The organism is uncultured Nitratireductor sp. (genome assembly GCF_913053745.1).
Classification (GTDB): domain Bacteria; phylum Pseudomonadota; class Alphaproteobacteria; order Rhizobiales; family Rhizobiaceae; genus Nitratireductor.
Genome location: NZ_CAJXGF010000029.1, coordinates 1 through 23,308, shown reverse-complemented (window position 1 = coordinate 23,308; position 23,308 = coordinate 1). Strand labels below are relative to the sequence as shown.

At 61.2% G+C, this 23,308-nt stretch carries 30 protein-coding genes; 17 read left to right on the top strand and 13 right to left on the bottom strand.

Annotation, left to right across the window (positions count from 1 at the left end):
* The 3 genes from pstB to phoB are packed head-to-tail and all read left to right on the top strand — an operon-like array spanning window position 1 to window position 2,285.
* On the top strand, window positions 1-816 hold the full coding sequence (gene pstB / locus QZ638_RS07055; RefSeq protein ID WP_295808352.1) for a phosphate ABC transporter ATP-binding protein PstB: 816 nt from the start codon (window positions 1-3) through the stop codon (window positions 814-816).
* 34 nt (window positions 817-850) lie between these two features.
* Window positions 851-1,561 carry a phosphate signaling complex protein PhoU gene (gene phoU / locus QZ638_RS07050; protein WP_295808350.1) on the top strand — a complete coding sequence of 237 codons (711 nt, stop codon included), beginning with the start codon at window positions 851-853 and terminating at the stop codon, window positions 1,559-1,561.
* Between the two features lie 37 nt (window positions 1,562-1,598).
* Window positions 1,599-2,285 (top strand): phosphate regulon transcriptional regulator PhoB, encoded by a 687-nt coding sequence (gene phoB, locus QZ638_RS07045; RefSeq protein ID WP_295808368.1) that lies wholly within the window; start codon window positions 1,599-1,601, stop codon window positions 2,283-2,285.
* Window positions 2,286-2,356: 71 nt separating this feature from the next.
* Here the strand turns inward: phoB and QZ638_RS07040 are convergent, their stop codons facing one another.
* The 3 genes from QZ638_RS07040 to QZ638_RS07030 form a co-directional block, all read right to left on the bottom strand.
* On the bottom strand, window positions 2,357-2,683 hold the full coding sequence (locus QZ638_RS07040) for a hypothetical protein (RefSeq protein WP_295808349.1): 327 nt from the start codon (window positions 2,681-2,683) through the stop codon (window positions 2,357-2,359).
* Between the two features lie 89 nt (window positions 2,684-2,772).
* Complete coding sequence (locus QZ638_RS07035) at window positions 2,773-2,940, bottom strand: DUF1328 domain-containing protein (protein WP_292897873.1); 168 nt, start codon at window positions 2,938-2,940, stop codon at window positions 2,773-2,775.
* Window positions 2,941-3,067: 127 nt separating this feature from the next.
* On the bottom strand, window positions 3,068-3,862 hold the full coding sequence (locus QZ638_RS07030) for a response regulator (protein ID WP_295808345.1): 795 nt from the start codon (window positions 3,860-3,862) through the stop codon (window positions 3,068-3,070).
* A gap of 201 nt (window positions 3,863-4,063) precedes the next feature.
* Between QZ638_RS07030 and QZ638_RS07025 the strand changes: the two genes are divergently transcribed.
* Both QZ638_RS07025 and QZ638_RS07020 read left to right on the top strand, forming a co-directional pair.
* Window positions 4,064-4,270, top strand: coding sequence for a NepR family anti-sigma factor (locus QZ638_RS07025; RefSeq protein WP_295808343.1), 207 nt, complete (start codon window positions 4,064-4,066; stop codon window positions 4,268-4,270).
* A gap of 5 nt (window positions 4,271-4,275) precedes the next feature.
* Window positions 4,276-4,827: a sigma-70 family RNA polymerase sigma factor gene (locus QZ638_RS07020; protein WP_295808341.1), complete on the top strand. Its 552-nt coding sequence runs from the start codon at window positions 4,276-4,278 to the stop codon at window positions 4,825-4,827.
* Here QZ638_RS07020 and QZ638_RS07015 read toward each other — a convergent pair.
* Complete coding sequence (locus QZ638_RS07015) at window positions 4,824-5,225, bottom strand: response regulator (protein ID WP_295808340.1); 402 nt, start codon at window positions 5,223-5,225, stop codon at window positions 4,824-4,826. The two genes, QZ638_RS07020 and QZ638_RS07015, sit on opposite strands and share 4 nt — an antisense overlap.
* Before the next feature lie 150 nt (window positions 5,226-5,375).
* On the opposite strand from QZ638_RS07015, the gene QZ638_RS07010 reads away from it, so the two are divergent.
* The gene (locus QZ638_RS07010; RefSeq protein ID WP_295808338.1) at window positions 5,376-6,125 is read left to right on the top strand and encodes a Crp/Fnr family transcriptional regulator; all 750 of its coding nucleotides are present in this window, start codon (window positions 5,376-5,378) and stop codon (window positions 6,123-6,125) included.
* Here QZ638_RS07010 and QZ638_RS07005 read toward each other — a convergent pair.
* Complete coding sequence (locus QZ638_RS07005; protein WP_295808337.1) at window positions 6,055-7,248, bottom strand: AI-2E family transporter; 1,194 nt, start codon at window positions 7,246-7,248, stop codon at window positions 6,055-6,057. The genes QZ638_RS07010 and QZ638_RS07005 overlap by 71 nt on opposite strands.
* Window positions 7,249-7,368: 120 nt before the next feature.
* Between QZ638_RS07005 and QZ638_RS07000 the strand changes: the two genes are divergently transcribed.
* The 4 genes from QZ638_RS07000 (at window position 7,369) to QZ638_RS06985 (ending at window position 9,000) form a co-directional block, all read left to right on the top strand.
* On the top strand, window positions 7,369-7,707 hold the full coding sequence (locus QZ638_RS07000; protein ID WP_295808335.1) for a hypothetical protein: 339 nt from the start codon (window positions 7,369-7,371) through the stop codon (window positions 7,705-7,707).
* A gap of 9 nt (window positions 7,708-7,716) precedes the next feature.
* Window positions 7,717-8,160: a hypothetical protein gene (locus QZ638_RS06995; protein WP_295808334.1), complete on the top strand. Its 444-nt coding sequence runs from the start codon at window positions 7,717-7,719 to the stop codon at window positions 8,158-8,160.
* A 93-nt stretch (window positions 8,161-8,253) separates the two neighbouring features.
* The gene (locus QZ638_RS06990) at window positions 8,254-8,448 is read left to right on the top strand and encodes a hypothetical protein (protein WP_295808332.1); all 195 of its coding nucleotides are present in this window, start codon (window positions 8,254-8,256) and stop codon (window positions 8,446-8,448) included.
* 42 nt (window positions 8,449-8,490) lie between these two features.
* Window positions 8,491-9,000: a DNA starvation/stationary phase protection protein gene (locus QZ638_RS06985; RefSeq protein ID WP_295808330.1), complete on the top strand. Its 510-nt coding sequence runs from the start codon at window positions 8,491-8,493 to the stop codon at window positions 8,998-9,000.
* 55 nt (window positions 9,001-9,055) lie between these two features.
* Here the strand turns inward: QZ638_RS06985 and QZ638_RS06980 are convergent, their stop codons facing one another.
* Window positions 9,056-9,973, bottom strand: a complete 918-nt coding sequence (locus QZ638_RS06980) for a diacylglycerol kinase family protein (protein ID WP_295808329.1) — start codon at window positions 9,971-9,973, stop codon at window positions 9,056-9,058.
* Between the two features lie 212 nt (window positions 9,974-10,185).
* On the opposite strand from QZ638_RS06980, the gene QZ638_RS06975 reads away from it, so the two are divergent.
* The 4 genes from QZ638_RS06975 (at window position 10,186) to QZ638_RS06960 (ending at window position 13,339) form a co-directional block, all read left to right on the top strand.
* On the top strand, window positions 10,186-11,280 hold the full coding sequence (locus tag QZ638_RS06975) for a PRC-barrel domain-containing protein (protein WP_295808328.1): 1,095 nt from the start codon (window positions 10,186-10,188) through the stop codon (window positions 11,278-11,280).
* 200 nt (window positions 11,281-11,480) lie between these two features.
* Window positions 11,481-12,413, top strand: coding sequence for a VOC family protein (locus tag QZ638_RS06970; RefSeq protein ID WP_295808326.1), 933 nt, complete (start codon window positions 11,481-11,483; stop codon window positions 12,411-12,413).
* Between the two features lie 3 nt (window positions 12,414-12,416).
* The gene (locus tag QZ638_RS06965; protein WP_295808325.1) at window positions 12,417-13,034 is read left to right on the top strand and encodes an alpha/beta hydrolase; all 618 of its coding nucleotides are present in this window, start codon (window positions 12,417-12,419) and stop codon (window positions 13,032-13,034) included.
* Window positions 13,035-13,045: 11 nt separating this feature from the next.
* Complete coding sequence (locus QZ638_RS06960; protein WP_295808323.1) at window positions 13,046-13,339, top strand: GNAT family N-acetyltransferase; 294 nt, start codon at window positions 13,046-13,048, stop codon at window positions 13,337-13,339.
* A gap of 15 nt (window positions 13,340-13,354) precedes the next feature.
* On the opposite strand, the gene QZ638_RS06955 is transcribed toward QZ638_RS06960, so the two are convergent.
* From QZ638_RS06955 to ectA, 6 genes are all read right to left on the bottom strand, one after another.
* Complete coding sequence (locus tag QZ638_RS06955) at window positions 13,355-13,708, bottom strand: DUF1428 family protein (RefSeq protein WP_295808322.1); 354 nt, start codon at window positions 13,706-13,708, stop codon at window positions 13,355-13,357.
* 107 nt (window positions 13,709-13,815) lie between these two features.
* Window positions 13,816-15,300 (bottom strand): aspartate kinase, encoded by a 1,485-nt coding sequence (locus QZ638_RS06950; protein WP_295808318.1) that lies wholly within the window; start codon window positions 15,298-15,300, stop codon window positions 13,816-13,818.
* Between the two features lie 21 nt (window positions 15,301-15,321).
* On the bottom strand, window positions 15,322-16,257 hold the full coding sequence (thpD, locus tag QZ638_RS06945; RefSeq protein ID WP_295808316.1) for an ectoine hydroxylase: 936 nt from the start codon (window positions 16,255-16,257) through the stop codon (window positions 15,322-15,324).
* 96 nt (window positions 16,258-16,353) lie between these two features.
* On the bottom strand, window positions 16,354-16,746 hold the full coding sequence (locus tag QZ638_RS06940) for an ectoine synthase (protein WP_295808314.1): 393 nt from the start codon (window positions 16,744-16,746) through the stop codon (window positions 16,354-16,356).
* A gap of 5 nt (window positions 16,747-16,751) precedes the next feature.
* Window positions 16,752-18,041 (bottom strand): diaminobutyrate--2-oxoglutarate transaminase, encoded by a 1,290-nt coding sequence (gene ectB, locus QZ638_RS06935; protein WP_295808312.1) that lies wholly within the window; start codon window positions 18,039-18,041, stop codon window positions 16,752-16,754.
* Window positions 18,042-18,089: 48 nt separating this feature from the next.
* Window positions 18,090-18,692 (bottom strand): diaminobutyrate acetyltransferase, encoded by a 603-nt coding sequence (gene ectA / locus QZ638_RS06930; protein WP_295808310.1) that lies wholly within the window; start codon window positions 18,690-18,692, stop codon window positions 18,090-18,092.
* Window positions 18,693-18,912: 220 nt separating this feature from the next.
* Between ectA and QZ638_RS06925 the strand changes: the two genes are divergently transcribed.
* Together QZ638_RS06925 and QZ638_RS06920 are read left to right on the top strand one after the other, a co-directional pair.
* A complete protein-coding gene (locus QZ638_RS06925) occupies window positions 18,913-19,389 on the top strand; it encodes a MarR family transcriptional regulator (RefSeq protein WP_295808309.1) in 477 nt (158 codons plus the stop codon).
* A gap of 19 nt (window positions 19,390-19,408) precedes the next feature.
* Window positions 19,409-20,017, top strand: a complete 609-nt coding sequence (locus QZ638_RS06920) for a hypothetical protein (protein WP_295808306.1) — start codon at window positions 19,409-19,411, stop codon at window positions 20,015-20,017.
* Between the two features lie 43 nt (window positions 20,018-20,060).
* Here the strand turns inward: QZ638_RS06920 and QZ638_RS06915 are convergent, their stop codons facing one another.
* Entirely contained in the window at window positions 20,061-22,079 is a 2,019-nt protein-coding gene (locus QZ638_RS06915; RefSeq protein ID WP_295808305.1) for a DUF4139 domain-containing protein, read from the bottom strand.
* Window positions 22,080-22,719: 640 nt separating this feature from the next.
* Between QZ638_RS06915 and QZ638_RS06910 the strand changes: the two genes are divergently transcribed.
* Entirely contained in the window at window positions 22,720-23,130 is a 411-nt protein-coding gene (locus QZ638_RS06910) for a lysozyme inhibitor LprI family protein (RefSeq protein ID WP_295808304.1), read from the top strand.
* Window positions 23,131-23,308 lie beyond the last annotated feature (178 nt).

Here is a 23,308-nt window from a genome sequence, read left to right as displayed (position 1 = left end):
ATGAATATGCTCACGGATGCTGCTGTCGAAGACGCACTGGATGCGAGCCGAAAGCCTGATGCGCTCAAGATGCGCGGCGAAGACGTTTGTGTCTTCTATGGCGAGAAACAGGCGCTCTTCGATGTCAATCTGAACGTTCGCGAAAACCAGGTGACGGCCCTGATCGGACCCTCGGGCTGTGGCAAATCCACCTTTCTGCGTTGCCTGAACCGCATGAACGATACGATCGATATAGCCCGGATAACCGGCAGGATCACGCTCGACGACGAGGATGTTTACGATCCCAGGATCGACGTGGTGGAGTTGCGTGCCCGTGTCGGCATGGTGTTCCAGAAGCCGAACCCTTTCCCCAAGTCGATCTACGAGAACATCGCCTACGGCCCGCGCATTCACGGCCTGGCCGCGAAGAAGTCGGAGTTCGACGAGATCGTCGAGGCAAGCCTGCAGAAGGCGGGCCTCTTCAACGAGGTGAAGGACCGGCTGCATGAACCCGGCACCGGGCTCTCCGGCGGCCAGCAGCAGCGCTTATGCATAGCGCGGGCCATCGCGGTTTCGCCCGAGGTTATCCTCATGGACGAGCCCTGCTCGGCCCTCGATCCCATTGCCACGGCCAAGGTCGAGGAACTGATCGACGAATTGCGCGAGAACTACACGATCGTGATTGTGACGCACTCCATGCAGCAGGCGGCGCGTGTTTCGCAGCGCACGGCCATGTTCCATCTCGGCAACCTCGTCGAGGAAGGTCCGACCGACAAGATGTTCACCAATCCGGATGACAAGCGCACCCAGGATTACATCACTGGACGCTTCGGCTGACGGCGCGGCAACCGCATAGATAAGGAAACAGACCATGGGCGAGCACACAGTCAGCTCCTTCGATGAGGAACTCGGTGAAATCGACCGTCTCATCCGCGACATGGGCGATCTCTCCGGGGCGATGACGCGCGCTTCGACCAATGCGTTGCTCAACTCCGACACGGCATTGGCGCAACGCGTCATTTCTGACGACACGATCATGGATGCCAAGCAGCGCGATCTCGACGAGCGCTCCATCACGCTGATCGCCAAGCGCCAGCCGATGGCGCAGGATTTGCGCAGCGTTGTCGGCGCGATCCGCATGGCCGCCGATCTCGAACGCATCGGCGACCTCGCCAAGAACATCGCCAAACGCGTCGGCGCGGTCGGGCAAAGCGCCACGCCGCGCACGCTCGCGCATTCCATCGATGCCATGGCCGGTCTGGTGCTGCACCAGGTCGACGCCGTTGTCGAACATTATGTGAAGCGCGATGCCGAAGCCTTAATCCGGCTGCGCGACGAGGATGAGAAGATCGACATCCAGTACACGTCGGTTTTCCGCGAATTGCTGACCTATATGATGGAAGATCCGCGCAACATCACATCGTGCACGCATCTCCTCTTTTGCGCCAAGAATCTTGAACGCATCGGCGATCATGTGACGAACATCGCCGAGAATGCCTATTATGTGGTGACGGGGTCCCAGCTTCCGGTTCAGCGACCGAAGCTCGACGAAACACAGATGACGGTCGATTCCGATGCATGAACGGCCGTAGCACTGCCCGAGGAGAATGCCTGCCATGATTGCCCCCAAGGTCATGGTCGTTGAAGACGACGAACCGCTTTGCGTGTTGCTGAAGTACAATCTGGAAGCCGAAGGCTACCATGTCGAGATGATCTCGCGCGGCGATGAAGCCGAGGTACGCCTGCAGGAAAACGTGCCTGATCTTCTGGTCCTGGACTGGATGGTTCCAGCGGTCTCCGGCATCGAGCTTTGCCGCCGGCTGCGCATGCGTCCCGAGACCGAGCGCCTGCCGATCATCATGCTCACCGCGCGCGGCGAGGAAAGCGACCGCGTGCGCGGCCTTTCCACCGGTGCCGACGATTATCTGGTCAAACCGTTCTCGACGCCGGAATTCGTGGCGCGCGTCCGCGCGCTTTTGCGGCGCGCGAAGCCTGAAGTGCTGTCGACGGTCTTGTCGGTCGGCGACATTGTGCTCGATCGCGAATCGCATCGCGTCTACCGCCGCAAGAGCGAGATCCGTCTGGGGCCGACCGAGTTCCGCCTTCTGGAATTCATGATGCAACACCCGGGCCGCGTGTTCTCGCGCAGCCAGTTGCTCGACAATGTCTGGGGCGAGACGATCTACATCGATGAGCGCACGGTCGACGTCCATGTGGGGCGGTTGCGCAAGGCCGTGAATCAGGGACGTCTGCCCGATGTTATCCGCACCATTCGCGGTGCCGGTTACGCGATCCGCGAAGTCTGAGCTGTTGCCTGAACGTTTGAATGAAAAAAGCCCCGGTTCGACCGGGGCTTTTCGTTGGACACCGCCATTCGTTATTCGGTGGCGGTACGGTCGTGCCGCGCGTGCTCGTTTCGCGCCACTTCGAAGCTTGTCACCGGCTCGATGGAGGCGGTCAGCTTGCCGTCCGTTGTGACGTCCCATTCCAGAACTGCATCGTCATAGACGAGCGCCGGGTCGACATACACGCAGGTCGCCATCACACGTGGCGCTTCCGTTTCCAGCTCGCGCAACGATACGGGCCTTTCCGCCTCGCATTCCTCGAAGGTTTCGTAGACCGGTGTGGGGGCGGGCAACTCGCGGCACTCGGCCGTGTCGCCGGAGCAACCGACAATCAGAAGAAGCGCAGCAATGTGTTCCATGGCTTTCTCCTTTCATCATCTCCGCGAAACGGTAGCCATGGATGGTCCGTTTCTCCGGGTGCCGCTTTCGTTTACGAGCGCGTTCGCGTTTACCCGCGTCCTCTCAGCAGTCCCATGATGAGGGAGATCGCGAGCAGGGCGAGGAAAATATAAAAGAGGATCTGTGCGATGCCTGCCGAAGCGCCGGCAATTCCGCCGAAACCCAGTGCGCCGGCAATAAGCGCCACGACGAGGAATATAAGGGCCCAGTAAAGCATTCTGTCTCTCCGTTTAGCTATGCTGTTTAAACGTGCCCTTTCTGGATTTGGTTCCCTGCCGAAGATGCGGGACTACAAAAAAAGCCGCCCGGAGGCGGCTTTTGAGACATGGGCGCTGCTTTTCGGGTCAGGCCGCCGCGCGTGCCTGATGGTCGAAGAACAGCGCCTGGCTTATAAGCGCTTTCACCATTTCCGGGCTGAACGGTTTGGTGACCAGGAAGGTCGGTTCCGGGCGCTCGCCCGTCAGCAGCCTTTCCGGGAACGCGGTGATGAAGATCACGGGAACGGTCGCGCCTTCGAGAATCTCGTTCACAGCGTCGAGGCCGGAACTGCCGTCGGCGAGTTGGATATCGGCAAGCACCATTTTCGGCTGGGTCTTGGAGAACATCTCCACTGCCTGCTTGTGCGTGCGGGCGTTTCCGACAACCCGATGACCCAGACTTTCGACCATTTCCTCAATATCCATGGCGATGAGGGGTTCGTCCTCGATGATCAGGATATCCGTTGCGACCTGGCGGGAGATTTCCTCGCTTGCCTCCTTCAGCATCGCGTTGATGCCTTGAATGTCGGTTTCGAGGATCTCGGCGGCTTCTTCCGGGCGGAAACTCTCCACGGCAACCAGAAGGAACGCCTGACGTGGCCGCGGTGCGAGTGAGGAAAGATTGTTCGAAGCGTGCTGTTCCCATGCGGATGTGGGAGCGGTTTCCGGTACGGGAATATCCAGCGTTTCGAAAAGTGACGTGAACAGCCTGAAGAGCGCAATTTTGTCGGTCGACGCTTCGGGAAAGATGCTCGTATCGGCGATCAACGCTTCCAGCGCGGCGGCCACCAATGCATCACCGCTCGATTGAGAGCCGGAGACGGCTCTTGAAAAGCGCCGCAGATATGGAAGATGCGGAGCGATACGCGCTGACAAAGTCATGGATTTCAAGTCTCCCTCGTGACGTGGCAATGTTAACAACGTGCATTTATCCTGGTTGGAACGCCGGGCCGGCGAAAATGTTCCGTGGCGACGGAACGATTTCCGATTGGCCGCGTTGGGCCTCCAGCGAGACAGTGATGGTTCGGCGTCTCGGACGGCGCCGGGCCGATGGGAGGCAGGTTATATGGAAAAAGACAAGGCATGAACTACGGCAAAACCAATACCCGGCGGAGCGCGGACAAGCAGGGGAAGGAAAACGACCCGCTTGGGGCCAACTCCGAAATCGGGCGCAAGCTCAGACAATATTACGACGACTTGATCGCGGAAGACATTCCGGATCGGTTCAGCGACCTCCTGAATCAGCTGGAGCGGAAGAACAGTGCTGATACCGCCGGAAACAAGGATTGAATTCTATGAGTGTGTATCCTGGCTTTCGTGATGACCTTCTGGCTGCCGTGCCGAGTTTGCGGGCCTTCGCGGTTTCGTTGTCGAAGAATGCCGACCGGGCGGACGATCTGGTTCAAGAGGCGCTCGTCAAGGCATGGGACAAGCAGAACAGCTACCAGCCGGGCACCAATCTGAAAGCATGGCTTTTCACGATCCTGCGCAACGAATTCTATTCGCAGATGCGCAAGCGGAAACGCGAGGTCGAAGACAGCGATGGCGCGATCACCGGGCGCCTGTCCGTTCATCCCGCTCAGGAGGGGTCTGTCGATCTCAAGGATTTCCGTCGCGCGCTCGAGCTGCTGCCCGAAGATCAGCGGGAAGCGATAATCCTTATCGGCGCCTCCGGGTTTTCCTATGAGGAGGCGGCCGAAATCTGCGACTGCGCCGTCGGCACGATCAAAAGCCGCGTCAGCCGCGCCCGCGCGCGGCTGCAGGAAATTCTCGAGATTTCGGGTGAGAACGATTTCGGGCCGGACGCGATCTCGACCCAGATCACGAATTCGGTCTTTACCGCTTAATCCGCTCGGTCCCCGGCAACGGCGGGCGGCGAGCCGATCGCCTGCGCGAGCGCCTTGATGAGATCGCTGTCCTTATAGGGCTTTTCGACGATGGCAACGCCGTTGAAGGGTTCGAACACCTGATGATTTGCGGCGTAACCGGTCGCAAAAATGAAAGGTATATGCCGGCTCTGTAGCAAACGGGCGAACTCGTCCGTCCAGTTGTCGGAAATCTTGATATCGAGAATGGCCGTCGAGATCCGGCTCGTGTCGAGGACCTCCGGTCCGAGCGCGTCGAATGTCGTGACGGTCACGACATCTTCGGCGCCATATTCCTTGCACAGCTCTTCGATGTTCATGGCGATTAGAGCTTCGTCTTCGACCAGAAGGACGCGTGCGCCATCCAGAGTTTTCTTCAAATGGGCATCCTTCCGAAGCCAGAGAATCTGTTCCTCTTGAATTCTCATTAGTTGACTGAATTGTCATTAAAAAAAGACATGGCCGTTTGGTTTGCAGGAACCGGATGGCGCCGGGCGGCTTTCTTCTTTATAGGGGATAGGGGTTTAGCCGTGACAAAAGAACAAGAACTCGCTCACAACAGCCTGCCGTGTGAACAATGTCCTTTGCGAAAACGCGACGGTTTCCGCGATTTCGAGGAGGACGAGCTCGAATTTATGGGCCGTTTCAAGAAGGGCGATCTCGCGGTAAAGAGGGGTGCGACCGTACTGGTCGAGGGCGCGCACAATCCGCATCTCTATACGGTTCTCTCCGGCTGGGGCTTTCGTTACAAACTTCTCGAAGACGGGCGCCGCCAGATCGTGAACTATGTGATGCCGGGAGATCTTGTCGGTCTTCAGGGTAGCTTGTTGGGCGAAATGGAACATTCCGTCGAGGCGCTTTCGCCCATGGTTCTGTGCGTGTTCGAGAAGGCGGAGCTGTTCTCGCTCTACAGGAAATTCCCCGAACTTGCCTATGACATCACGTGGATTGCTTCACGCGAAGAATGCATGCTCGATGACAATCTGCTCACGGTCGGGCGGCGTAAGGCACTCGAAAAGGTCGCCTATCTGTTGGTTTTCATCCTCGAGCGCAGCCGGCAAAGCGGGCTGACGAAGAACGGAACGCTGGCGATCACTCAACAACATGTGGCCGATACGTTGGGCATATCTCTGGTTCACACGAACAAGACAATCGCCCGTCTTGTCGACCGGAAATATCTGAAGTGGGAAGACGGGGGTTGCAAGATACTCAATCCGGAGGCCTTGGCCGAATTGGCGGGCTGGACGGGCGGCTCAGGGGCGAAGCGGCCTTTTCTATAGGTGTGGGCGGCACGGGTTGTCGCTCCCGCGGGCGCGACTTGGCGGGTGCCGGCGGCTCGATGCCGGGGATAATGTTGCCGGCGATGGCATAAATGGTCAGCAGCGCCGGAATGGCGATGAAGCCGCCGATTGGCCCCCACATCCAAAGCCAGAATGCAATCGCGAGAAAAACGATGAACGGATTGAGCGTCATTCTGCGGCCGATCACGGTGGGGGTGACGAACTGCGCCTCCGTCGCGTTGAGTGCTAGATAGGTCAGGGGAGGCAGAAAACTCGCCGTCAGTGTGTCGAAGGTTGCCAGGCCCACGGCCAGGAGAATGACGGCCATCACCGCCGGCCCGATGTAAATCACGAAGTTGAGCAACGTCGCGATCGCCCCCCAAAGGGCCGGGGATGGCACGCCGAGAATCCACATTGCAATGCCGACGGCGATGCCAAGTCCGACATTGATGATCGTGATCGAAAGCAGATAGTCCGAAACTGCGTTCTCCACGTCGCGGAAGATATGGGCCACCCGCCAGCGCAGGCGGCGGTTGAAGCACAGGCGCAGAATGGTCGCGCGCGTTTCGTGACGGGTCGCGACGAAGAAATAAAGACTCGCGAAAAAGATCAGCAATTGTGCCAGAAGCGACGGCGCGAGCACGACGACATTCTCCATGGTCGTGTCCTCTTGCACCGCGACCGTGACGCTCGAGCCACCGGTGACGGAGCGAATCTGCCCCTGCAATTCCTTGATCGTCTCGAGCGGTTGCCGCAGGTTCGAAAGCTGCAGTTGCAATTTGCTCCATATCTGGGGCAGGCGGTCGGCCCAGGCCGCCAGGGGGGCTGCGATGGCCGTCAGGAAACCGCTGACAAGCGCGATGAAAAGCAACACCACCGCGATTGCCGAAATGGCCGGCCAGACGCCCAACCGGTCCAGCCGCGTTGCGATGGGGCCGAGCATCAGTCCGATGAAGACCGCAAGCGAGAAGGGCGCCAGCAGGAAACGGCCGTAATGCAGCATGATGAACAAGGCCAGTAGGCCCAGAAACAGGATCGAGAGTTGCGCGCTGTAGGACAGCGCGGTGTCGAGCGTTGTGATGTGCGAGCGTTTGCCCGGGCGTGTCTGGGGTGATTGATCCATGCAACTTTTCCGACGAGGTCTGAATGGAAAGCGCAAGCCCCGGCAAATGGTTCCTTGCAAAAGGGAACTTCACGGAATGTTTCGCGTTGGCCTGTGATCGAAACAACGGAGAATGCACAAATGGCAGCGACGGCAGCGAAATCCGCACGAGCCCAGAAAAGCGATGATGTGACGACGGGCGATCTGGAAAAAGACATCCAGCAGCTGCGTGCCGACATGACGCAGCTGGTCAATCATCTCAAGGATATGGGTGGCCAGTCCGGCGATGCCGCACGCAAGGCGGCGAGCGAACGCATCGAGCACCTGCGCGGACAGGGCGAGGCCGCCTTGAACAGTGTCAGGGATGGCACACACGAACTGGAGCAGGAATTGTCGCGCACCGTGCGCGAGCGTCCGTTCACTTCGCTGGCGCTGGCCGTGGGGGCCGGTTTCCTCATCGCGCTTGCAACGCGACGTTAGGCTTTCGCCATGATGGCAAGGCTTTTGGCCTCTCTGGCCGCCGGAGAGTTTTCCGGCGTGGTTCGGCGCCTGCGGGTCGCGACCATATTCTACGCGTTGGCCGCTTTTTTGGGCCTGTTCGGTTTTGGATTTCTGGTTCTGGCGGCTTTCGTCGCGGCGTCGCAACAATGGGGTGTCATAGAAGCCGCGCTCGGCTTCGGAATCGCGTTCGTGGCGATGGCCGTTGTCGTTCTCGTCGGCCTCAAAATATGGGGGCGGATCCAGTCGCGTCGGGCACGGCGCCGCCGCGTGTCGGATGCGGGTGTGCTGGCTGGCACTGCGGCTTTGACGCTGCTGCCGACGCTTCTGGCCCGAACCGGGCGGCTCGGCACCGTCGCCCTGCCGGTTCTGGCGGTTCTCGGCTATGCGATCTACCGGGAAAACGCTGGTCACGACCCGGAAGAAGACGGCTGACCGAGCGCAGATCCGGAACGGCGTCCCCGACACGGTCATGGAACTCTCTTCCGTCCCCGGCATTGATCGAGGGAAAGAACAGGAGCGGTGACCATGCCTGAGCAAGAGAAAAAGACAACGCCCGAGGAAGCCCGCCAGGGACGACGCGGGTTCCCTGTTCTGATGGTTCTGGTGTGCGGTCTTTTGCTGGCTGCCCTCGTCTGGTGGGGTGTCGAAGTCTACGGCATCATCCTCGACGACGAGCAGGCGATCGAACTGCCCGCCTCCGAAGATGAGCCGGCTGGCTGAACCGGCCAGCATTTCCCGAGCGTTTCAAGAAAGGAGAAACCCATGAGCGAAGCCGCTGAAGTTCTCAAGCCGAAAGCGCATGCGGAGAAAATGGACATCGGACTGTCCGATGCCGATCGCAAGGACATTGCTGCCGGCCTGTCGGAAATACTCGTCGACACCTATAGGCTGCTGATCAAGACGCATATCTATCACTGGAATGTGGTCGGCCCGCTTTTCCACTCGATCCATGTGCTGACCGAGGAACAGTACAACGCGTTGTTCGAGGCCACCGACATTATCGCCGAACGGGTGCGCGCGCTGGGCCATCATGCGCCCATTCTGGCCGGCAAGGGTGTCGATACGTCGATTGAGCTTCGCGCATCCGGTCGTTCTGCTCTCGAAATGGTTCAGGACCTGGTGGATGACCATGAGGAGGCCGTGCGGAAAATGCGCGCGATCGGCACCCGGGCCGACGAGAAGGGCGACCTTGTCACCGCCGACATGCTCACCGACCGGCTGACCTTCCACGAGAAGGCGCTCTGGATGCTGAGGGCGATCATCTCCGACTGAGGACGCTAATCCCGCGGCGGGACGAGCCCGGCCGGTTCATACCGGCCGGGCTTTTTTATTCTTGTGGGTCGTCGGTCCGAGGGGCCACCACGCGCAGCGCTCCGGGGTGAAGCCTGATCCGCGTTTCGTGCTGGAGCGGGCGCAGCTCGCCGTCGATGGCGCATTTGAAGCGTCGCCGTTTCGAACGGATGCGCACGGTCGCTTCCGTTGCCTGGTGGATCTCCACCTGCTCGTTCTTCCGCCAACGGCCGATCCCCATGTTCAAGAAGAAGAGAAGTATCTGGGCGCGCGTGCGTGCATGCGTGATGTAGATGCCGAGCTGACCGCCGTCGGGACGGTCGGAAAAGGGAAGGCGTTGTCCCTCGCCATAGAGGTTGTTGGTGATTGCCAGGCTCGATGTGGTGGCCAGCAGTTTTGACCCGGACATCTCGAGTTCGAGCTCGAGTTTCGGCGGGCGGAAAATGGTGACGAACGCCGCACGGACCGAAGCGGCGATCTTTCCCAGTCGTGAACGAAACGCCATGCGGTCGCGCAAGCGGATGAGCTTGGGATGCATGCCGATGGAGAGCTGATGCACGAAATATGTCCCGTCTGCATCGGCGATATCGACCTTCCGGACGGTGCCCTGGGCCAGGGCTTCCATGGCGGGACGCAGTTCCTGGGGAATAGCCAGGCTGCGCGCGAACAGGTTCATCGTACCGGCAGGCAGGATGGCGAGCGCCTTGTCCGAATGCGCCAGCAGGCTGGCAGCGAGCGAGATCGTGCCGTCGCCGCCACCGGCGAGAAGCATCTGCGACGTTTCGTCGTTGGCGGCTTCTTTCATGACCCGGACGATGTCTTTGCCCTCGCACAGTCTGATGTCGATGGAATGTCCGGCGGCCTCGAAGATGACCTTCATTTCGCTTGCGAGAGCTTCGGTGTCGAGGGTGCGGAGCGTTCCGCCATTGCGGTTGAGGATGGCCAGAACGTGCATTGATGTGTGCCTCGACGTTTTGCGGTATCCCGCTCATAAGGAACGGTCTGCGGAAAGGTTCCCTGCGAAGTTCGGCGAAGCTTTCGAAATGACGGCGGAACTAGAAACGAGGCGGCGCGTTTTAAGGATGCAAATGGCCGCGCAACGATCTTCCCTGGCAGGTTCGTTCGATGCGCGGCCTGTACAGAAACACTGCACATGGAGAGCTTATCATGTTCCGCAACCTTTTGGCGACCACCGCGATTGCAACGCTTGTCGCGACCGGTGCGGTCGCTCAGACCTCCACCGCTCCTTCCACCGGCGCACCCACGGCGGCTCCGACCGAGCAGCCCGTCGAAATGGTGGTGCGCGCCGAGGGTAATCTTGCCACAAATCTGATCGGCAAGTCGGTTTACAATGGCACTGGCGAGGAAGCCGAGAATATCGGCAAGGTGACCGATCTCGTGCTCGACGAAAATGGCGAAGTAAACGCGATCGTCGTTGGCGTTGGCGGTTTCCTCGGTATCGGCCAGAAAGAAGTGGCGCTTGAGTACGATCTCGCCGAATGGGCCGAACAGGATGGCGACCGTTGGCTGATCGTCGAGACCACGGCCGATGCCCTGAAAGCACAGGAAGAGTTCGACCGTTCGGCATATCAGCCGATGCCGGCCGATGCCGATGTGAAGGAAACCAAACCGGCTTCCAAGGACGACCTCGCGAATGCCCCGGTCGAGACCGAGGAAGGTGCTGGCGAGACGGCCATGGCCCCGGCCACCGACACGATGGGTGGCGGTGACGCCGCAACCGGCGACGACATGGCAGCCGCCCCGGCACCCGAAACGGAAGCGCCTGCGACGGGCGACGAAGCGGCCGGCGGCGATGAGATGGCCGGCACGGAAGCTCCGGCGGCGGGTTCTGACGAGACCGCTGAGGCCCCTGCGACCGAAGAGCCTATGACCGACGACACGCAGACTTCGGCCATTGATCGGTCCACGCTGGAAGAAATGCCGACCGATCAGGTCAGCACCGAACAGTTGACCGGCACCACGGTGTTCGGCGCCAATGAAGAGAATATTGGCGAGATCGGTGATGTGATCGTGTCTCAGGACGGTCAGGTCGACGCCATTATCGTCGATGTGGGCGGTTTCCTGGGCGTTGGCGAGAAAGAGGTCGCCATCGGCATGGACAATCTCGCCTTCATGACCGACGGCAACGACTCGCTCTATCTCTATACTGAGTTTACGCAGGAAGAGCTGGAGCAGCAGCCCGCCTACGATGAGGCCACCTATGGCGAGCAGCGTGACGAGATGCGGATGCAGATTCAATAATCTGCGCGTACCGTATCGAAAAGAGCCCCGTGCAATGCGCGGGGCTCTTTGTTTATCCAGCGTTGACAATGTGTTTGACTGTAGGCGCTTTCATTGACGCGCATTCGCCGCCATCTTGGTGCTAAGGTCGGTCGTGGAGACATGACGGCAAATGCGAAGGGACCGGCCGGATCGGAAAGGCCGGATCGGAAAGGATTGTCATGCTTACCCAGATCGAAGGCATTCATCACATCACCTCCATGGCGCGGGACGCACGGAGAACGGACCGGTTCATAACCGAAACCTTGGGCCTGCGCCGTGTGAAGAAGACCGTCAATTTCGATGCCCCTGACGTCTACCATCTCTACTATGCCAACGGCACTGGCCAGCCCGGCACCGTGATGACCTATTTCCCGTTCCCCGACATCGTGGCGGGCAAACGCGGTGTGGGCGAAGTGGGCGCGACGGTTTATGCCGTGCCGAAGGGCAGCCTGGATTTCTGGGCGCGGCGCTTCGAGGAAAGCGGTGTCGGCGGCCTTGTCCGCGAAACGCGTTTCGGCGATGCCCGTCTGCGCTTCGACGGTGCGGACGGCGACGGTTTTGCGCTTGTCGAAGCCGAGTCTGATGCACGGGAACCCTGGAGCGGCGGCGGCATAGCCGACGATGCGGCGATCCGCGGTTTCCACTCCGCCTCTCTGGTTTTGCGTGACCGTGGCGGCACCGAAGCGCTTCTTTCGTTGATGGGTTACAGGCCGCTTGCCGAAGAAAACGGAATCCTGCGTATGCGGCGTGGCGGCGGCAATGGGGCGGATCTGATCGATCTCGAAACCCATGCGGATGCGCCATCGGCGCGGCAGGGTGCCGGATCCGTACACCATATCGCTTTTGCCGTCGCCGACGACGCTGCTCAGCTTGCCGCCCGCGAGGCGCTAACCGCGGAAGGCTTCCAGATCACACCCGTGATCGATCGGGATTATTTCCACTCGATCTACTTTCGTGCTCCGGGGGGCGTTCTGTTTGAAATCGCCACCAACGAGCCGGGCTTTGCCAATGACGAGGACATGGCGCATCTGGGTGAGGCTCTGAAACTGCCCAGGCAGCATGCGCATCTGCGTTCCCGGCTCGAGGCATCGCTGCCGAAAATCGGAGGCTAGCTCATGGCAACCGACAATTATGTCCATCACCTGGCCTCGGCGGGGCCGGGAAAACCGCTCCTGTTCCTTTTTCATGGAACAGGCGGCGACGAGCGTCAGCTCCTGCAGCTGGGTGCGGAGCTGGCGCCCGGAGCCGGATTGGTGTCGCCGCGCGGCGATGTGAACGAGCAGGGCGCGGCGCGTTTCTTCCGCCGCACCGGCGAGGGCGTCTACGACATGGAGGACCTCGCGCGTGCAACCGTTCGGATGCGGGACTTCGTCGCCGCCCATGTGCAACGTGAGCGGCCGAGTTCCGTTCTCGGTCTCGGTTACTCCAACGGAGCCAATATTCTGGCTTCCGTCGCTTTCTCCGCGCCGCGGCTCTTCCATGCCGCGGTGCTTATGCATCCGTTGATCCCCTTTGCACCCGTTTGGGCCGACGGGGCGGTGACGACGCGCTTTCTCGTCACGGCGGGCCGGCGCGATCCGATCTGTCCGGAGCCTCTGACGACACGACTTCTGAGCTACCTTGAGGAGGCCGGCGCCAAGGCGCAGATCGAATGGCATACGGGCGGGCACGAGTTGCGTCCGAACGAAACCGCGGCGGCAGGTCGGTTCCTGGCGTCGTTTCTTGAAAGCTGAAAGGGCAAGGCATGAACGCGATCGAACCCATCACCATCGAAGACGGCGACAGCAAGGGCCGGTATGTCTACCGCGCCGGCGGTCACGAGGCTGAAATGACCTTTTCGAAGGTTGGCACGAGCCAGATCATCATCGACCACACAGACGTGCCCGATGCGTTTCGCGGGCAGGGTGTCGGCCTGGCGCTGGTGACGCGCGCCGTCGAAAACGCGCGTCGCGACGGCATCAGGATCCGGCCGCTGTGCCCTTTCGCCGCCGCCCAGTTTCGCCGGCACCCCGAATGGAGCGACGTGCTGGCGCGATGAGCGCAGCGCGACGTCTCACAATTCCAGGAAAGTCTCGAAACCGCCATAGATCATGCGCTTTCCGTCGAAGACGTCTTTCCAGTCGTCTCCCTGGAGGCGCGGATCGGCCATGACCGCCTTGTTGATTGCATCGCGTTCGGCGCGCGAGGGATAGACGACCCAGGAGAAGATCACCGTTTCGTCATCCTTCGCCTGCACGGCGCGCGGGAATGAAGTCGTTTCCCCGTATGGCACGTCGTCGGCCACGGCTTCCACATAGGCGAGCGCGCCATATTCCTTCCAGACATCTCCCGCGAGGCGGGCCATGTCCTTGTAGGCTTCGAGGTTGGCCTTGGGCACGGCGAGAACAAAACCATCGACATACGACATCGTCGTCTCCTTCGTTTCACCCCCGAAGGACGAAGGATACGAGCGATGTCCGACAAGTACAGCCGGTTTTTGCGAGCCGGTTTGGGTTGCGATGAAGGAAACGGCGCTCAGGCCGCTTCCTTCATCGCTTCCTCCCCCTCTTCTATGAAGGCCCGGTGCAGCGTTTTGACGGCCTGTTCGAGGTCTTCGCTGCGCACCAGGAATTGTACGTCCACGCCACGGCCGGTCTCCTGCGAGGCGAGCGGCTCGACACCGGCTTCGTCCAGCGCCTTGAGGCCGTTCAGCATAATGCCCAGTCCGGTCAGGTCGCGGCCGATGACCGACACCATGCTGGCACGCCGCGCGGTGATGCGGGCGGCGGGATAACGTTCGGCGAGATCGCGCTCCACGCGACGAACCGATTTCAGCGTCGCTTCAAGGTGGTGCACGATGGAGTTGGCGTTGGAGCTCTTGGAGACGATGCGCACCTTGTGGCGCGTCAGCGCTTCGAGGATCGCCGCATCGTAGCCCTTAACACCCACCATGTCCTGCTCGAAAAGCTCCAGCGAGGTAACCGGTAGGCCGGTGACCATCTCCACGCCGGCACTGGTGGCCGGCTCCGCGTCGATCAACGTCCCTGGATCCTCGGGCTCGAACGCGTTGGCGACGCGCAGCGGCACGCCTGCCTGGCGAAGCTTTTTGGCCGCCTTCGGGTGGATTGCCTCCATGCCCATATTGGAGAGCTGGTCGGCGACATCGTAATTGGTGCGGCCGATTTTGCGCACGTTCTCCGTGCCCACCAGGCGCGGGTCGGCGCTCGAGAGGTGGAATTCCTTGTGAATGATCGCCTCGCGCGCGCCGGTTAGCGCGGCAATCGTGGCGAAGGTTACCTCCGAATAGCCACGGTCGAACTCGCGCATGAGCCCTTCGCGGCACTGGGAATAGCCGGTGACGATGGGCAGCTCGCGTGAAAGATCGATCTCGTCGAAAGCCTGTTCGATCCGTTCGTTGAGGCTTGGCTGCGTTTCGTCGCGCCAGCCGGTCAGGTCGATAAAGCGCGCGTTGACGCCCTCGCGGCGCAGAAGCAGGGCCAGATTGTTGGCCGAGTGCGCTTCGCCCAGTGCCGACAGAAGCTCACGGATGGTCTGCATGTGCTCGCCGAGCTGGAAGTGCCCGTAGGAGCAGAGCCGTTGCAGGTCGATCAGGCAGCCGCGTGCGCCCTCGATGCGCTCGCGCACGAAGTCGTCGGCGGCGTGCCGGTCGGCAGCCTCGTCGAACATCTCCTCGTTGATGGTGTGCATGGCGCGGTTCACCGCGCTCAGGGCCTCCATCCAGCCATGCTCGTTGTCGGCATGGGAGAAAAGCGCATAGACGCCGGGCTCGCCCGATTTCTTGTGTTCCAGCAGCTTGTCCGTGATGCCGCCGAAGGCGGACACGACGAACACGCGGTTGTAGAGCGCCTCGCGCTTTCGCTTGCCGATCAGAATCGTGTCGAGCAGTTCGCGCGCGCGGCTCATGGAGGTGCCGCCGATTTTCTCGACGGTATGATGGCCTTGCGGCTGCTGAGCGATGCGGCCGTTTTCGGCCGCATCCATGGTTTGTCGATCAGTCATGATATCCAGTTTTGTTTCGGCTTACGCCAGTTTCCCGGTCTTGATTTCGACGGGGGTTGGCTCGCCACGCTCGGCGAGAAAATCGGGCCGGGCCTTTCTTGCGCCGAACGGTTCTGTCAGTCCGTTCGACAAGGCATTGAACACGAAGAATGCGTTGGAGCGTGCGAACGGCGTGATGTTGCCGTTGGAGCCGTGCATCGTGTTGCAATCGAAGAAGACCAGCGTGCCGGCATTGCCGGTGGCCGGGGTAATGCCGTGCTCGCCTGCAAGCTTGCCCAGCGCCTCGTGCGAGGGAACGCCCACTTCCTGCTTCTTGAGCGAGGATTTGTGATTGTCGTCCGGCGTCTCGCCGGCGCAGGCGATGAAATGCTTGTGCGAACCGGGCATCAGCATCAGCGGACCGTTCAACGCATCGTTGTCGGTGAGGAGCAGCGAGGCGGAAACGGCGCGCATCCGCGGCATGCCGTCTTCGGCGTGCCAGGTCTCGAAATCCGAATGCCAGTAGAATTCCTTGCCTGTAAAGCCCGGCTTGTAGTTGAGCCGCGACTGATGAACGTAGACCTCGTCTCCGAGCAGGAAGCTGGCGATGCCCGCAACGCGGCGGTCGCTGGCGAGACGGTTGAAGAGGGAGCTCTGTTCGGGAAGCTTGAAGATGGTGCGCACTTCGTTCGAGCCTGGCTCGGTAACGACGCTGCCGTCCATCAATTCACGCTCGCCGCCGCGCAATGCCGCGGATTCGGCTTTCAGCGCCTCGACCTCTTCAGCCGTGAAAATATCTTTGAGGATCAGGAAGCCGTCACGATCGAACTGATCGGCTTGCTGTGCTGTCAGCGGGGCGTCGGGCCGCCACTGGCTCCATACGGTCCGGTCCTGGCGGGGCAGCCAACGTTCTTCGGGCAGCCTGCTGGGGTAGGGATCCTGACTTCTTCGGTCACGTTCCTTAGACATCGCTGTCATGGTCGTTCTCCTTCTTCTTTCAGGGTTTTCGCCGGCGGATGCATGGCTCCGGGCGCCGCGCATCCGAATGGAGACGCGGCGCTTCGTCCTTAAGTGTCAGGCATCCTCCAGCGCATATGAGCCGTCGGCCTGATGCACTTCCTTTCCGGTCACCGGGGGGTTGAATGTGCAAGCCATGACCATCGGCTTGTCGGCGTCGGCGCGCAGGATATGCTTGTCGTTCTTGTCGAGCGCATACATCACGCCGGGCCTGATCTTGTGAACTTCGCCGGTCGCGCAGTCCTCGATGGACCCCGTGCCGTCGACGCAATAAACGCATTCAAGATGGTTCTTGTAATGCATGTTCAGTTCGGCACCGGCATGGATGGTGGTTATGTGAAAGGAAAAACCCATCTCGTCCGACTTCAAAAGAAGGCGGACGCTGTCCCATCCTTCCGAGAAGACGTGACGGTCGGTGTTCTTCGCCTCGTTCAGGTCGCGCACGATCATATTCGTTACTCCGCTGCGATTTTTGTGTTCTGGGTTGTCTCGGCAACGGCAGACTGAAGAATGTCCAGCCCGCGTGCAAACGTTTCCTGGTCGATGTTCAGCGGGCAGAGGATCTTCACCACCTCGTCATGCGCGCCCGACGTCTCGATGATCAGCCCGTCGCGAAAACAGCGCTTGCAGATGTCGCTGGCCGTTTCGCCGGAACCGACGTCGACGCCCATCATCATGCCGCGGCCCTTGACGCGGGCCTGCGGGAGCAGCGCCGCGATCTCGTTGAGGCGCTTTTCCAGATAGGCGCCGCGCTCGGCGACGGTGGAACGGAACGTGTCGTCCGTCCAGAATTTCTCCAGCGCCACACGCGCCGTGACGAAAGCGTGGTTGTTGCCGCGGAACGTGCCGTTGTGCTCTGCCGGGCCGAACACGTCGTATTTCGGCTTCACCAGAACGGCCGCGAACGGCAGGCCGTAGCCCGAAAGCGACTTCGCCATCGTGATGATGTCCGGCGAAATCCCCATTTCCTCGAAGGAGAAGAAATTGCCGGTGCGGCCGCAGCCCGCCTGGATGTCGTCGATGATCAGCAACGCGCCATGGGCACGGGCGATCTCGCTTACGCGACGCACCCATTCGCGGGAAGCAGCATTCAGCCCACCTTCGCCCTGCACGGTCTCGAGCAGGATCGCCGCCGGCTTCTCGACGCCGCTGGAAGGCTCGGAAAGCATGCGGTTCAAAAGGTCGGCGGTGTCGATGTCGCCGCCCATCGCGCCGTCATAAGGCATTCGCGTGACATGGTTGAGCGGAACGCCGGCGCCGCCGCGATGATAGCCGTTGCCGGTCGCGGCAAGCGCACCGAGCGTCACGCCATGAAAGCCGTTGGTGAAGGAGACGACGTTCTGGCGTCCGGTCACCTTGCGGGCGAGCTTCAGTGCGGCCTCGATGGCATTGGCCCCGGTCGGGCCGGTGAACATGACGCGATGGTCCATGTCGCGCGGGCGTAGGATAAGGCGCTCGAACGTCTTCAGGAACGCGGCCTTGGCGTCGGTGTGCATGTCGAGGCCGTGCGTCACGCCGTCGCGCTCGATATGCTCGATCAGCGCGGCTTTCATGTCCGGGTCGTTGTGGCCATAGTTCAGCGTCGAGCAACCGGCGAGGAAGTCGATATAGTCGCGCCCCTCGGCATCGGTCAGGGTCGCGCCCTGGGCCTTGGCGAACACGCTGGGGAAGCTGCGGCAATAGCTGCGCGCTTCCGACTCGCGTCGCGTGAAAATCTGTTTGTCGTCCGTCGTAACGGTCGTCATCTTTTTTCCTTCGGATTTTTTTCGGTCGTGCGAATTGGGATGCCGCCGTCAGGCGGCATCGTCGCTTCTCGCCTCGTCGGCACTGCGCAGGGAAACCCAGTTTCCGCGCATGTCCGAGGATGCTCCTTCGGCGAATTCGATCGTCACCATATGTTCGGTGGCGTGTTTGCCGTCGAAATGTGCATCCTTGCGGAAGTAAGGCTCGTGGCTCAGTTCACCGCCTCTGAAACGGGCCAGCGAGGAAAAAAGGCCCCAGCTCGCCTTGTTGTCGGAGGTGATGGTGGTCTTAAGTGCCTGCACGTTCTCGCAGGCTTCGCGGTCGAGCAGCGCGGCGAGCAGTTTCTTGCCCACGCCCATGCCCTGAACGCTCTGGTCCACGGCAACCTGCCAGACGAACAAAGTGTTGTCCTCGTCCGGCAGAAGATAGGCTGAAACCCAGCCGACCAGCGCTCCGTCGCTGGTCCTTTCGGCGGCGATGCAGGTGTCGCCGAAATGGTCGCATTGCAGCAGGTTGCAATAGAGGGAATTCTCGTCGAGCGGCTCGCAGGACTGAATGAGCCGCCAAACGTCCGCGCCGTCTTCCTTGCGCGGGGGGCGATAGACAATTTCAGGCGATCGCTTGCGTACAAGCTTGATGTCGGTACTGGCCATTGGTCTCCTCATAGCGCGCCGGATATTATGACTATCGAAGGATATTTCAACCGCTAGAATCAAAATTGGTTCCGTTATGGCGCCAAACGCCTGATAATCAAAAGATTCAGCACGAAATTTTATTCGCTAATCAAATTATATTTTCTCTGCTATCCATGTGGATATGGAGAGCGGCGTCGAAGAATCGCCCCTTCGGCCTCCGGATTTGGGGAATCGCGGCATGGAAGATCGTACCGAGACAAGCCTGATCGCGCTGCGGCGCATCCTGCGTGCGACGGAACTGAACGCGCGTACCCTGGCGCGTGCCACGGGTCTGACCACCCCCCAGTTGATTGTGCTTGAGATCGTTGCCGCCGCCGGGCGTGCCACGCCGAAGGACATTGCCGGGAACGCCGGCGTCGGGCAGGCCACTGCCACCTCCCTTGTGGACAAGCTGGAGGCGCGGGGGCTTGTGACGCGTACGCGCAGCGAGCGCGACAAGCGTGTCGTATGGGTGGCGCCGACGGAGGTCGGCCGGGCCCTGCTCACCGCCGCGCCCGATCCCTTGCAGAAGACCTTTTCGGAGCAGTTTCAAGCGCTGCCCGACTGGGAGCAGGGCATGATCGTCGCCGCGCTGGAGCGTGTCGGTGCAATGCTCAATGCCGGCGCTCTCGACGCCGCGCCTCTGCTGGATGTCGGCGCGGTGGACCGCAAATAGGAGAGAGCGAGAGAAGCGCATGCGCAAACCGTCGATGCAGCGGGAATGGCTGTCGGATATTGTGGAAAGCCTTCCTTCCCTGATCTTTGTCGCGCTGTGGCGTAGCGGAACCGATCAAGAGATCGCCGGCTGGATTGGTGTGGCACTCGCTGCCTGTGTGCTCGTTGGCTTCCGGGTCTGCCGCCTGCGGTTTCACCCGGTGCTTCTCGGCATAAACGTTCATCTCCTGTTGATCACCCCGTTGATCGTGGGGCTGTATCGGTTCGGTATGGCGGCCTGGAGCGACGCCATTGTCGCGGTCGCGTACAAGGGCGTCTTGATCACCGTTTTTCTGACCGGGTGCGCGCTTATGTTTACACGCGGCGGCTTCATCGGGGTTGCCGGAGCGCGGGGCGCGCGCTGGCCGTATTCACTGGCGCTTCTGCTTGCATCGGCCGCGGCGATCGTGTGGTCGTTCCTTCTCGCCGACGGGGGCGCGCTTGTGACGGTTGCGCTGCCGGTCATGGCGCTCTTTGGGCTGCGACGTTTTCTGATCGCGCGGCTTGCCGATCGCACGGGGGCGGTTGGCGGCCTGGCGCCGCTCGGAGCCGGCGCGGCGTTGGGTGCGGGCTCGGTGGACGATTTCTAGAGCGTCGGGCCGAAAAGTGGACGCCGGTTTTCGGTCCAATGCTTCATCGTAGCTTGCCGACAAACTCCCGGACCTCGTCATTCAGACGCTTGAGCTCGGCTTCCGCCCCGCTTCTCTTGTCGTCGAGCTCGGCGATCCGGTTCTCTTGTTCCTGGAGCATGCGTATGTAGCGCTGACCGAGCGCGCTTTGCCCGGGGACCGAACCGAGATTGTCGCGGATGCGGGCTTGGTCGTTCACGGTCCGCTCCAGCGCCTGCTGCACTTCGCTGACAGCGCGTTCGGCGGTCGACGCCTCGCGTTTGAGTGCGGCAAGCGCCGTCAGCCTCTCCCTTGTCTCGCTGTCGGCGGCCGAGCCGGCCCAGGCGAATATCGCGTCGGCGCTGGCGTCGACAAGAGCGAAGCGCTCCGTGCGGCTGCGTTCCATCACGGCTTTCACGGTGGATGTGCCGCCAGCGTTCACCGTTGCGCGCAGGCGATAATGTGTCGGTGTGGCGCTGTCGAGCGAGGCCGAGCTCATCTGCCATCCGTCGCGGCGCGGATGTTCGATCAGGATGGTGCGTTCGGCGTCCGTGGCACCCTTGATTGTGTAGTCGGTGGCGTTTCGCGAAACCGTGGTCGTTCGTAGGATGCCGTCGGCTATGGAAACCGCGCCGACGATTTCGTGCGGATTCGTCTGCATGGTGATTTCGACCTTGCGATCGCTGGCGAAACTCGCCATGCGGCTTTCGCCGGCGGGTATGCCCGAAAGCTGGGCGTCGCCCACATAGCCGCTCACCGCCTCGTAAACCGTGACGATGCCGGGTGGCAGGCTGGCTTCGGTATCGTTTCGCAGAAACACGGCCGCGACCGGATGAATCTCATTGCGCTCAGGCTGGAAAACGGAGACGCGCTCGGCCTGAATTTCGGCATCGACGAACGGCACGGAAAGGCTTTGTCCCGCCGCCAGGTCGATGGCATTGGGCAGATGATAGGTGGCGCTTGTCTCGCCTTCGCGCGCCTGGCTCCGGTTGGTCGGTTCCGAGGGCGATGCCAATGCCAGATCCGCCCGGGGCGCGGGCGATGCGGCATGACCGAAAGCCCGGGCACGCCGGGGCGCGGCATCCATCTCCGCCGTTTCAATGCCGGCCGCGTCGTCGCGGCGGGGCGGTGCCGCATTGCCTGCGGTCACGGGGATTTCCGGGCGCTCGCTCCAGTAACGCTGGTGTAACCGTTGGGCGAGCGTGACGGGTGCGCCGGAAGACAGCGTCAGGTCGATGGCTTTCCAGTCCTCGCCCGTCGCGTTTTCGATCACGGCCCATGCTTGAAGACGCGTCGTGTTCGCACTGTCCGAAACGAGACGATAGGCCGTTTTCCAAACGGGCGCTGGCACCACGTAGGAAACGGCGATATCGCGCTCGCCGGTTCCCGACAGCGCGATCGCCACCGAACGGATGGCATCCGTTCGACCACGCCCGCTGACCTGCGCGGCCTGGCGGAGTTTCTCGCGCATGGTTTTGTCGCGAATCTCGAGTTCGGTGTCGGTTCCAAGCTTCAGGATTTCCACCGTGCCTTCTTCTGTCATCACCGAAAGAACGCGTTCGGTTCGGGGGGCGGTTTCGCCGCCTGTCTGCTGTGTATCCACACCGAGGATCATGCCCTCGACCGTGCGCCCGCCGGAAGTGGCACGCACGGAGACGCCCTGCAGCGCGGCGGCCAGCGCCGGCACGGACCCCATTTCCACGGCGTCGAAGGGCAGACGCCGAAACGTTTCCTCGACCGGCGACAGCCCGTCGAGCGTCACCGCGCCGATCGTACCCGCCGGATCCCGCACCACGAGGCTTTTCAGGAAATCGTCCACCTGATCGAGCGGAATATCGATGTGCAGCGTGCCGTCTCCGTCGACGCGCGCGGAACGCCTGATTTCGGCGAGCCCGCCGGAGGACAGCGTGATCGTCTCGATACGCCCGCTATCGACAATCTCCGCGAATGCGGGCGTCATGGCCGGTGTGAGGGCAAAACAGGCGCCGAACAGAGCGGCGCGTGCAATCTTCCGGTTCACGTCACGGGATGGGTTCGCTGTCACGTCTTGTCTCCAAAGTGCTCCGGGGAAATCCCGGTAAGGGCCCAAACGAATCTGCATTAGCAGTCTATCCGGATCGGAACGTGGCGCGACAGGGGCGAAGATCGGATCGGGCCCCGCCGCTCCCGTCAGCCCATCGGCAGGTCCTCGAATTCGAAACCGGTCGAAATCGTTTCGTTATGGCGCCGTCGCGCCCCGCTTTTCGGCAACCGAGCGCGAGTTTCACGAAATCGCCCCTTGTTTCGTGGTTGAAAAGGCGGATGTGCTGCATGCAATACGGCCTGGCGTACGGTGAGCGTTTGCTAAAAATTCACCCAAACATCAAAAATGCATCCCACTTTTTGCTTCATCTTCTGGAATCTGTTCTTTCATGTGTTTCAACTTGCGCGTGGAGTTGGGCGCGCGAAGCCGCAAGGTGCGGGAATGCCCGAGCGAAACGCAATCGGCTTTGCTCGCGCGGCCATTCTGGTGGCTGTCTGTCAAGCCGGTCCCGATCCCTGGCCCAGGCGGGAAATCACGAAGGTCTGGTGCAGGTCTTGAGCGATTTCGCGGGAACCGGCAGTGGCGATTACGGCCATCTTAAACAAGGGTGCGCTGCATGCGCCCCAGACACACCGCTGTTTCTTTCAAGGAGGAGCCCACGATGATTCGTGCAATGCTGACCGCCGCAATCGTTCTGGCCACGCCGGCGTTCGCGCTCGCGCAGGACGCGTGCTACGACAACGCCGACACGCAGGCGGCGATGGACGAATGCGCCAATGCTGCATTCGAAAAGTCCGATAAGAAGCTCAATGATCTTTACAAGCAGATCGAAGGTCGCCTGCAAGGCGACGCCGATACGAAGAAATTGCTTGTTCAGGCGCAGCGCGACTGGGTGAAGTTTCGCGATGCGGAATGCAGCTTTCAGACTGCGCAAGCGGCCGGAGGAAGCGTGATGCCCATGCTCGTTGCACAGTGCATGGATGGCTTGACGCAATCCCGCATCGACGACTTCGCGGGTTATTTGAATTGCGAGGAAGGGGACATGGCTTGCCCTGTTCCCATGGCGAACTGAAGCCCGCAAACCCGTTGCCGTACGGGTGGCTTCCATCGCCGCGCACTTCGTTCGCCTGATTTCGGCTGCCCCTCGAACGGGCAGCCGGTGTCCTGGGAAGCTGAGGGCGGGCTGCGAAAGCCGACGTGAAGCAGGCTGGGTCCGAAGGTGAATCGTCCCCTTGTGTCGCTAAGATCGC